The organism is Streptomyces sp. CO7, assembly GCF_053474865.1.
Genome location: NZ_JBRIOU010000002.1, coordinates 805,548 through 814,664 on the forward strand (window position 1 = coordinate 805,548; position 9,117 = coordinate 814,664).

The following is a 9,117-nucleotide window of genomic DNA, read 5'->3' on the forward strand; positions in this document are numbered from 1 at the left end:
GCCCTGGTCCTCGCCGCGGCCGCCTGCGGCAAGGACGGCAGCCCGCCGGTGAAGGGCCCGGCCCAGGACAAGCTCCCCACCTACACCGTGAACGAGGACTTCCGGCTGCCCGACTCGCCCACCTGGGTGCGCGCCGAGCGCCGCGGGTACTTCGTCGTCGGCGCCAAGGAGGACCAGCCCTTCCTCGGCGAGAGGGACCCGGCCACCGGCGAGTTCACCGGCTTCGACATCGAGATCGCCCGCATGATGTCCGCCTCCCTCGGTCTCGACCCGGACCGCATCCAGTTCAAGACCATCGCCTCCGCCAACCGCGAGACGGCGCTGCAGAACGGCCAGGTCGACTTCTACGTCGGCACGTACACCATCAACGACAACCGCAAGAAGCTGGTCGGCTTCGCCGGGCCGTACTACATGGCCGGTCAGGGCCTGCTGGTCCGCAAGGACGAGCAGGAGATCAAGGGCCCCGAGGACCTCGCCGGGAAGCGGGTCTGCTCGGCGTCCGGCTCCACGCCCTACCAGCGGATCAGGGACGACTTCCCCGAGGCCGACCTCGTCGCCTACGACTCCTACTCGGTCTGCGTCGACAACCTGCTGACCTATCAGGTCGACGCGGTGACCACCGACGACGCCATCCTCATCGGCTACGCCGCCAAGGTCCCCGAGGAGCTGAAGGTGGTGGGCAAGCCCTTCTCCGAGGAGCCCTACGGCATCGGCGTCCCCCGGGAGGACAACGCGCTGCGGTTCGCGCTCGACGACGCCCTGGAGGAGCGGCAGAAGAACGGCGACTGGAAGCGGGCGTACGAGGCCACCCTCGGCCTGTCCGGGGTGCCGGCGCCCGAGCCGCCCCCCATCGACCGTTACCCGGCGGGCTGACGAGGACCGGAACCTGACGTGAACGTACTGATCGACAACTTCTCCACCTACGGCGAGGGCTTCCTCGGCACCGTCGAACTCACCTTCTTCGCCTCGCTGCTCGCCCTCGCGCTGGGCTTCCTGATGGCCTCCTTCCGGGTCGCCCCGGTCGGCTCGCTCAGGGTGATCGGCACGGTGTGGGTGACGGTGCTGCGCAACACCCCGCTGACCCTGCTGTTCTTCGCCGTCCTGCTGGGCCTGCCCCGCTTCGGACTGGTGCTGCCCTTCACCGTCTTCGCGGTGCTGGCGCTGGGCTGCTACACCTCGGCGTTCATCTGCGAGGCGCTGCGCTCGGGCATCAACACGGTGCCGCGCGGACAGGGCGAGGCGGCCCGCAGCCTCGGCATGACGTTCGGCCAGACCCTGTCGCTCGTCATCCTGCCGCAGGCGTTCCGCACCGTCATCCCGCCGATCGGCTCCACCCTGATCGCCCTCGCCAAGAACTCGGCCATCGCGGGCGCGTTCAGCGTCACCGAACTGCTCGGCGTCTACAAGACGCTGGGCGAGCTCGGCTACGACGTCGTGTGGACGTTCGTCTGGATCGCCGTCGGTTACCTGATCATCACCCTCGCCATCAGCGCGCTCTTCAACGTGCTGGAGCGCAAGTGGGGAGTGCCCCGATGACCTCGACCGCGCAGGCCGAGAACACGCCCACCGCCCTCTACGACATCCCGGGCCCCAAGGCCCGTGCCCGTCACCGTCTGTACGGGGCGGCGGCCACCCTGGTGATCCTGGCGCTGCTCGGCTGGCTGGTGTACCTGCTGGTGGACACCGGGCAGTTCGAGGCCGCCAAGTGGACGCCGTTCCAGTACAAGGGCATCCAGGAACTGCTGCTGCGGGGCCTCGGGAACACCCTCAAGGCCTTCGGCATCGCCGCGGTGCTCTCGCTCCTGCTGGGCGTGGTGCTCGCGACGGGGCGGCTGTCCGACCACCGGGCGCTGCGCTGGGTCTCCACCTTGCTGGTCGAGTTCTTCCGGGCCATGCCCGTGCTGGTGATGATCTTCTTCGTGTTCGTGGCGCTCGAGGTGCGCCCGCTGCCCGCGCTGGTCACCGGACTGACCCTCTACAACGGCTCGGTGCTCGCCGAGGTCTTCCGCTCCGGCGTCAACTCGGTGGACCGGGGCCAGCGGGAGGCCGCGTACGCGCTCGGCATGCGCAAGTCGCAGGTGATGACCCACGTGCTGGCGCCGCAGGCCGCGCGGGCCATGCTGCCCTCGATCATCAGCCAGCTGGTGGTCGCCCTGAAGGACACCTCGCTGGGCTTCCTGATCACCTACGAGGAGTTTCTGCACGCCGGGAAACTCATCGCGTCGAACCTTGACTATGATTTGCCTTTCATCCCCGTGGTCCTGGTGATCTCACCGGTCTACATCGGGATGTGCATGTTGCTCTCCTGGTTCGCCGGGTGGGTCGCCCGGCGCCAGCGGCGCAACCCGAAGACCGAGGCCGTCGACGTGGCCCCGGACCGACCGGGACCACTGCTGCCGGGCGAGGCCCCGCCCACGGCCGACAGGCCGTAGGGAGCGGCGGCTCACAGGGCACCCCTGGATCCGCCGGCAGCAGCCGGAGATCACTGCTCGCGCGGTGCCGGACCGTCCGCAAGGCGGTCCGGAACGGGCGAGGAGAAGGTCAGCTGCGCGCCGGCCGGATCCGAGCCCGGCCGCCCGGCATCGGACCCGTTCAGGGCGCTCGGTTCACGAACCCGCCCGGTGCTTGGGCTGCGCCTGCAGGGTCTTGACCGCGGGGGCCGACTGCGCCGCCTTGGTCACGTCGCCCACCAGTTCGACCACGTCGGCGCCGTAGGCGGCCGAGTTCACCACCTTGAGCAGCAGGACGAACGAGCCGCCGTCGTACTTGCGCGCCAGCTTCTCGTGGTTGCGGGCCAGGTAACGGGTGGCCGCCTGGTTGGTGATGGCCCGCTGGCCGCAGAAGAGGAACACCGGCCGCGCACCCTTGCCCTGGCCCGCCGTCAGCCGGGCCAGCAGCACGTACTCCTCCGTGCCGGGCTCCATCCGGTAGCGCTCCGTGCCGATCTGGAAGGCGCCGCGGTCCGGGCCCGCGTCCGGCTCGGTGTTGATCCGCACCCCGGGCAGCAGCGAGTGCAGGTGCGCCGCCAGCCGACGGTTGGCACCCGGCCCGCCGACGCAGAACTCGGTCCGCTCGCCGAAGCTCTGCTGCGCCGCGTCGTGCGCCACCAGCTGCGCGTGGGCGTTGCACTCCCTCACGACCGCGGCGAGCTCCAGCAGCGCGAAGGCGTCGTGCCGCACCACGGTGAGCTCCGGACCGGCCCCCGGGTCGCGGTTGACGACCAGCAGCGACTCCGCGTTGTCGGGCAGGCCGAAGAAGGCCTGCTTGCGGCGCAGGCGGCGCTCGGCGAGGCGGCCGCGGAGCAGCCAGCCCAGTGCCGTGCCCGCGCAGAGGGCGGCCACGGCGAGGACGAGGTACAGCACGACGGTATTCATGGGCGCGCAGCCTAGCGGGCGTCCATCTGGCGTTCGAGCGCGCCTCTGAAGTGTGCACGGCAATTTGGGCTAGGCTGCGGCGATTACCGATGACCGGAGGTAAAGGTGCGTCTTTCCGTCACACCCCAGCCCGTCACACGGAACCGGACCGGAGCGCCGGGAGCGCCCGGAGCGCGACGGCGCACAAGGGGTGCGATCCTGGCCGTCTCGGCCGCCCTCGTCTCCTCACTCACCGTCGCCGCGCCGGCCCAGGGCTCGCCGGCCGGCCCACCGGGCGGCCACAGCCCCGTCAAGACGCCGGTGGCCACCGGCTACGGCGGAGCCGTCTCCAGCGTCGACGCCGACGCCAGTGCCGCGGGGCTGGAGATCCTCAGGAAGGGCGGCAACGCCGTCGACGCCGCGGTCGCCACGGCCGCCGCGCTCGGCGTCACCGAGCCCTATTCGGCCGGCGTCGGCGGAGGCGGCTACTTCGTCCTCTACGACGCCCGTTCCCGCAGCGTGCACACCCTGGACGGGCGGGAGACCGCGCCGCTGAGCGCCGGGAGCGACCTGTTCCTGGAGGACGGCAAGCCCGTCCCCTTCGCCGAGGCCGTCACCAGCGGGCTGAGCGTCGGCACTCCGGGCACCCCCGCCACCTGGGAGAAGGCGCTGCGGAAGTGGGGCAGCAAGCGGCTGTCCGGCGTCCTCGCGCCTGCCGAGAGGCTGGCCCGTGACGGCTTCACGGTCGATGAAACGTTCCGCTCGCAGACCGCCGCCAACGAGGCCCGCTTCCGTAACTTCCCGGCCACCACAAAGCTCTTCCTGCCCGGCGGCCGGCTGCCCGAGGTGGGATCCACCCTCAAGAACCCCGACCTGGCCCGCACCTACGCCCGGATGGCCCGGGAGGGCGCCGGCGTCATGTACCGCGGCCCGATCGCCCAGGACGTCGTCGAGACGGTCAACCATCCGCCGGTGGACCCCGCCTCTGACTACCGCGCACGGCCCGGTCAGCTCTCGCAGCGGGACCTGGCGCGCTACCGCGTCAAGGAGCAGGCGCCCACGGCCGTCCGCTACCGCGGGCTCACGGTGCACGGCATGGCGCCCTCCTCGTCCGGCGGCACCACGGTCGGCGAGGCTCTCAACATCCTGGAGCGCACCGACCTCTCCCGCGCGAGCCAGGCGCAGTACCTGCACCGCTTCGTCGAGGCGAGCCGCATCGCCTTCGCCGACCGCGGCCGCTGGGTCGGCGACCCCGCCTTCGAGGACGTGCCGACCCGCGAACTGCTCTCCCAGGAGTTCGCCGACTCCCGCGCCTGCCTGATCAAGGACGACGCGGTGCTCGCCAGCCCCGTCGCGCCCGGCGACCCGCGTCACCCCACGGCCTGCGCCGCGGGCGGGCAGGTCGCCCCCACCACCTACGAGGGCGAGAGCACCACCCACCTGACGGTCGCCGACAAGTGGGGCAACGTCGTCGCCTACACGCTCACCATCGAGCAGACCGGCGGCAGCGGCATCACCGTGCCGGGGCGCGGCTTCCTGCTGAACAACGAGCTGACCGACTTCTCCTTCGCCCCGGCCAACCCGGCCGTGCACGACCCGAACCTGCCCGGTCCGGGCAAGCGGCCCAGGTCCTCGATGTCCCCGACGATCGTGCTCGACGGCAAGGGCAGGCCGGTGCTGGCGCTCGGCTCGCCGGGCGGCGCGACCATCATCACCACCGTGCTGCAGACCCTCACCGGGGTCGTCGACCGGGGACTGCCGCTGGTGGACGCCATCGCGGCCCCGCGCGCCAGCCAGCGCAACGCGGCCCGCACCGAGCTCGAACCCGCGCTGTACGACAGCGCGCTGCGTGCCGAACTCGAGGCCATCGGCCACGTGTTCAGCCGCAATCCGGAGATCGGCGCGGCCACCGGGGTGCAGCGGCTGCCCGACGGCCGCTGGACCGCCGCCGCGGAGACCGTCCGCCGGGGCGGCGGCTCCGCCATGGTGGTCCACCCCGCCGGCTGACGGCCGCCGCGAACGGGGTCCCGCCGCGCCCGACGGCTGCGGCCGGACCCCTGCGGACGCCGGACACCGGAGGCACACGACAGCACGCGCCGCCCGGCACACGACAGCACGCGCTGCCCGGCACACGACAGGAGGCGCCGCCCGGCACAGGCCGGGCGGCGCCTTCCGTCCAGGAACCTGCCGCGGTCAGGACCCCGTTCCGCCGGAGCCGCCGAAGGGAGGCTCCGGCGAGGTGTCCCCGTCCGCGGCGGTCGAGCCGGCGCTCTCCACCGTGAACGCCAAGCGGTCGTCCTCGCCGACCTCGACCACGACCCGCCCGCCGCCGGACAGCCGGCCGTCCAGCAGCATCCGGGACAGCTCGTTGTCCACTTCCCGCTGGATGGTGCGGCGCAGCGGACGCGCGCCGTACTCCGGCTGGTGGCCGTGGCGTGCCAGCCAGTCCACCGCCTGGTCGGTGAACCGCACCGTGACGTCCTGCGCGTGCAGGCGGCGGCGGGTGCGCTCCAGCATCAGGTCGGTGATCTGCCGCAGCTGCACGTCGGTGAGCTGACGGAACACCACGATCTCGTCGATCCGGTTGAGGAACTCCGGCCGGAAGTGCTGCCGCAGCGGCCGCAGCACCCGCTCCCGTCGCGCCTCCTCGTCGACGGCGGCGTCCGCGGCGGTGAAGCCCAGAGCGCCGCCGCCCCGGACGATCGCCTCGGAGCCCAGGTTCGAGGTCATCACGATCACCGTGTTGGTGAAGTCCACGGTGCGGCCCTGCGAGTCCGTCAGCCGGCCGTCGTCCAGGACCTGGAGCAGGATGTTGAAGACGTCCGGGTGGGCCTTCTCCACCTCGTCGAGCAGCAGCAGCGAGTACGGGTGCCGCCGCACCACCTCGGTGAGCTGGCCCGCCTCCTCGTGCCCGACGTAGCCGGGCGGAGCGCCGACCAGGCGGCTCACCGTGTGGCGCTCCTGGTACTCGCTCATGTCGAGCCGGACCATCCGCTCCTCGCTGCCGAACAGCGCCTCCGCCAGCGCCCGCGCCAGCTCCGTCTTGCCGACGCCGGTCGGGCCGAGAAAGAGGAAGCTGCCGATCGGCCGGTCCGGGCCGGCCAGACCGGCGCGGGCCCGCAGCACGGCGTCCGCGACCACCTTCACGGCCTCGTCCTGGCCCACCACCCGCTCGTGCAGGTGCTCCTCAAGGTGCAGCAGCCGGTCCTTCTCCTCGGCGGTCAGGCTGGCCACCGGGATGCCCGTCTGCCGGGAGACGACCTCGGCGATCGACTCCACGGTCACCACCAGGTTCTGCCCCTCGTCGGGCTGCTCGTCCTGGCCGGCCGCCTCGATGCGCGCGCGGACCTCCTCGATCCGGTCGCGCAGCCGCGTCGCCTCCTCGTACTGCTCGGCGGCCACCGCCTGGTCCTTGTCGCGGGTGAGCTGCTCCGCCTCCCGCTGCAGCGCCCGCACGTCGGTGCCCCGTCCTCGCGAGCGCAGTCGGACCCGGGCGCCGGCCTGGTCCATCAGGTCGATCGCCTTGTCGGGCAGGAACCGCTCGGTGAGGTAGCGGTCGGAGAGCTCCACCGCCGCCACCAGCGCCTCGTCGGTGTAGCGCACCTGGTGGTGCGCCTCGTAGCGGTCGGCGAGGCCGCGCAGGATCTCGATCGCGTCGGCCACCGACGGCTCGGGCACCATCACCGGCTGGAAGCGGCGGGCCAGCGCCGCGTCCTTCTCGATCCTGCGGTACTCCTCCAGCGTGGTGGCGCCCACCACGTGCAGCTCGCCGCGGGCCAGGGCGGGCTTGAGGATGTTGCCCGCGTCCATGCCGCCGCTCTCGCCGCCGCCTCCGGCGCCGACCACCGTGTGCAGCTCGTCGATGAAGACGACCAGTTCGTTCGGGTGGGCGCGGATCTCGTCGATGATCCCGTTGAGCCGCTCCTCGAAGTCACCGCGGTAGCGGGTGCCCGCCACCACGCCGGACACGTCCAGGGCGACCACCCGGCGTCCGGCGAGCACGTCGGGGACGTCGTCGTCCGCGATCCGCTGGGCGAGGCCCTCCACGATCGCGGTCTTGCCGACGCCGGCGTCGCCGATCAGCACCGGGTTGTTCTTGCCGCGGCGGGAGAGGACCTCGACGGTCTGCTCGATCTCCTCGTCGCGCCCGATCACCGGGTCGATCCGGCCGTGCCGGGCGAGTTCGGTGAGGTCGCGGCCGTAGCGGTCCAGGTTCGGCGTGTTCATGCCGTGCTGAGGCTGCTCGGGATGGCGCCGCACGGCGGTGGAGCCGGCGGGGGCCCGGCCGCCGGCGGCAGCCGACGGCTCTTGGCCCTCAGGCGGGGGACCGGGCGCGAAACGGGCCGTGCCGAGGATGTGGCCGGCCGCCGAGTCGGGGTTCTCGGCCAGCGCGCTCAGGACGTGCTCGGGTCCGATGTAGCCGTCGCCGCGGCTGCGGGCCAGCTCGTGCGCGTCCAGCAGGGCGCGCTTGACGGCCGGGGTCATCGCCACCGACGCCGGCGGGGTCTCGTCGCCCACGGGCGCGGCGGCGCGGCTGTCGATGTCCGCCGCCAGCTCGTCGGGGTCCGCGCCCGCGCGGGCGATCAGGCTGCGGGTCGGCTCGATGGCCAGGGCGGCGCGCAGCAGGTGCTCGGTCTCCAGGTCGCGGCTGCCGTGCTCGGCGGCGTAGGCGGCCGCGGCGCGGACCAGGTCCTGCGCGGGCCGGCTCATCAGGCGGCCGATGTCCACGCGCCGCGGCGGGCCGCCCTCGCCGCCGCCCTGGCCCGGGGAGCCGCCGGACCCCCTGGCCGACGGTGCGGGACCGAAGAGTCCGCTGCTGAACAGGCGTGCGAAGAACTCTGCGAAGGGGTCCGAGCCGTAGCCCTGCGGACCCGGGAATCCGCTGGTCATCAGCCATCCGTTTCGGCGCGCCCCCTGTACCGCGCGGGCGCACGAGGTCGACAGTCCGTGCGCCCGCCGGGTGCCCCTGGGGCAGGTGGCTACACCTCGGCCGGACGGGCGGCCGACCGCTCCGGGGCCGTCACCGCCCGCGACCGGAGGATCACGTGGCCCGCGGCGGAAAACTCGGCGTAGCCCGGGCGTAACACGGCTGGTGTTCGCTTCGGACCGAACAGTTCCGGACCACGGCGGTGAGGGGATCGCGGCATGGCGGTGCAAGAACTCCCGGTGCTGGTAGGAGACTTCGCCGGGTACCTGGGCGGACTCCTGGACCGCGTCGACCCGCGAACCGGCTGGTGCGCCGTCTTCTGGCGGCGCGATCCGGACGGCATGCGCGCGTGCGTCGAGGGGCGTGCGGTGCCGCCCTGGGACGTCGTCGAGGACCTGCTGCACGACCTCGCCGCCGCCCACGGCGCCCGGGCCGCGGACCTGGAGCGCGGCAGCGCCCGCGCCCTGCACGCCCGCGCCACGGCCGCGTACGACGCGCGGCCCGGCGGCCGCGAGGACCTGCGGGACCGGCTGGAGACCACCCTGCGCGAGGAACGGGAGGCCGCGGAGCGGATGGAGGCGCTGCGGCGCCCCGTCGTGCAGGCAGGGGACGCGGGGGCCGCGGAGGCGATGCGGGCGGACCTGGCGTGGGCGCGGGCCGATCACGGGCGGGCCGTCGCCAGGGCCGCGGAGCTACGGGGCCGGCTGGAGACCCTGGCCGCCGCGCGGCACGCCTCGTGGGGGACCGGGGCCCTGCGGGGGCTGCCTGCGCCGGGGCTCGAACATCACGACGCGCAAGGGCTCGCGCCGCACGGTCCACCGCCGCAGGGCCTCGGGT

The 9,117-nt window shown here is 73.1% G+C and carries 6 protein-coding genes and 1 pseudogene; 5 read left to right on the top strand and 2 right to left on the bottom strand.

Going from position 1 to position 9,117, the window contains the following annotated elements; translation table 11 throughout:
- Positions 1-3 precede the first annotated feature (3 nt).
- From ACOV8S_RS05650 to ACOV8S_RS05660, 3 genes are read left to right on the top strand one after another with little or no spacing between them, the layout of a single operon-like run.
- Entirely contained in the window at positions 4-873 is an 870-nt protein-coding gene (locus ACOV8S_RS05650; protein ID WP_448317366.1) for a glutamate ABC transporter substrate-binding protein, read from the top strand.
- A gap of 18 nt (positions 874-891) precedes the next feature.
- Entirely contained in the window at positions 892-1,536 is a 645-nt protein-coding gene (locus ACOV8S_RS05655; RefSeq protein WP_448316422.1) for an amino acid ABC transporter permease, read from the top strand.
- A complete protein-coding gene (locus tag ACOV8S_RS05660; RefSeq protein ID WP_448316423.1) occupies positions 1,533-2,432 on the top strand; it encodes an amino acid ABC transporter permease in 900 nt (299 codons plus the stop codon). The genes ACOV8S_RS05655 and ACOV8S_RS05660 overlap by 4 nt, the downstream gene beginning before the upstream one ends.
- Before the next feature lie 174 nt (positions 2,433-2,606).
- On the opposite strand, the gene ACOV8S_RS05665 is transcribed toward ACOV8S_RS05660, so the two are convergent.
- Positions 2,607-3,374 carry a hypothetical protein gene (locus ACOV8S_RS05665; protein ID WP_448316424.1) on the bottom strand — a complete coding sequence of 256 codons (768 nt, stop codon included), beginning with the start codon at positions 3,372-3,374 and terminating at the stop codon, positions 2,607-2,609.
- A 198-nt stretch (positions 3,375-3,572) separates the two neighbouring features.
- Here ACOV8S_RS05665 and ggt point away from each other — a divergent pair, with 198 nt between their 5' ends.
- A complete protein-coding gene (gene ggt, locus ACOV8S_RS05670) occupies positions 3,573-5,360 on the top strand; it encodes a gamma-glutamyltransferase (protein WP_448317367.1) in 1,788 nt (595 codons plus the stop codon).
- 186 nt (positions 5,361-5,546) lie between these two features.
- Here ggt and ACOV8S_RS05675 read toward each other — a convergent pair whose 3' ends face one another.
- Positions 5,547-8,243, bottom strand: coding sequence for an ATP-dependent Clp protease ATP-binding subunit (locus ACOV8S_RS05675; RefSeq protein WP_448316425.1), 2,697 nt, complete (start codon positions 8,241-8,243; stop codon positions 5,547-5,549).
- 255 nt (positions 8,244-8,498) lie between these two features.
- On the opposite strand from ACOV8S_RS05675, the pseudogene ACOV8S_RS05680 reads away from it, so the two are divergent.
- Positions 8,499-9,117: pseudogene (locus ACOV8S_RS05680) on the top strand (hypothetical protein); the annotation flags it as partial.

Excerpts from the sequence above, each read along its gene's own strand:
- ACOV8S_RS05660 (WP_448316423.1), top strand. The coding sequence starts at position 1,533 with ATGACCTCGACCGCGCAGGCCGAGAACACGCCCACCGCCCTCTACGAC.
- ACOV8S_RS05665 (WP_448316424.1), bottom strand. The coding sequence starts at position 3,374 with ATGAATACCGTCGTGCTGTACCTCGTCCTCGCCGTGGCCGCCCTCTGC.
- ACOV8S_RS05675 (WP_448316425.1), bottom strand. The coding sequence starts at position 8,243 with ATGACCAGCGGATTCCCGGGTCCGCAGGGCTACGGCTCGGACCCCTTC.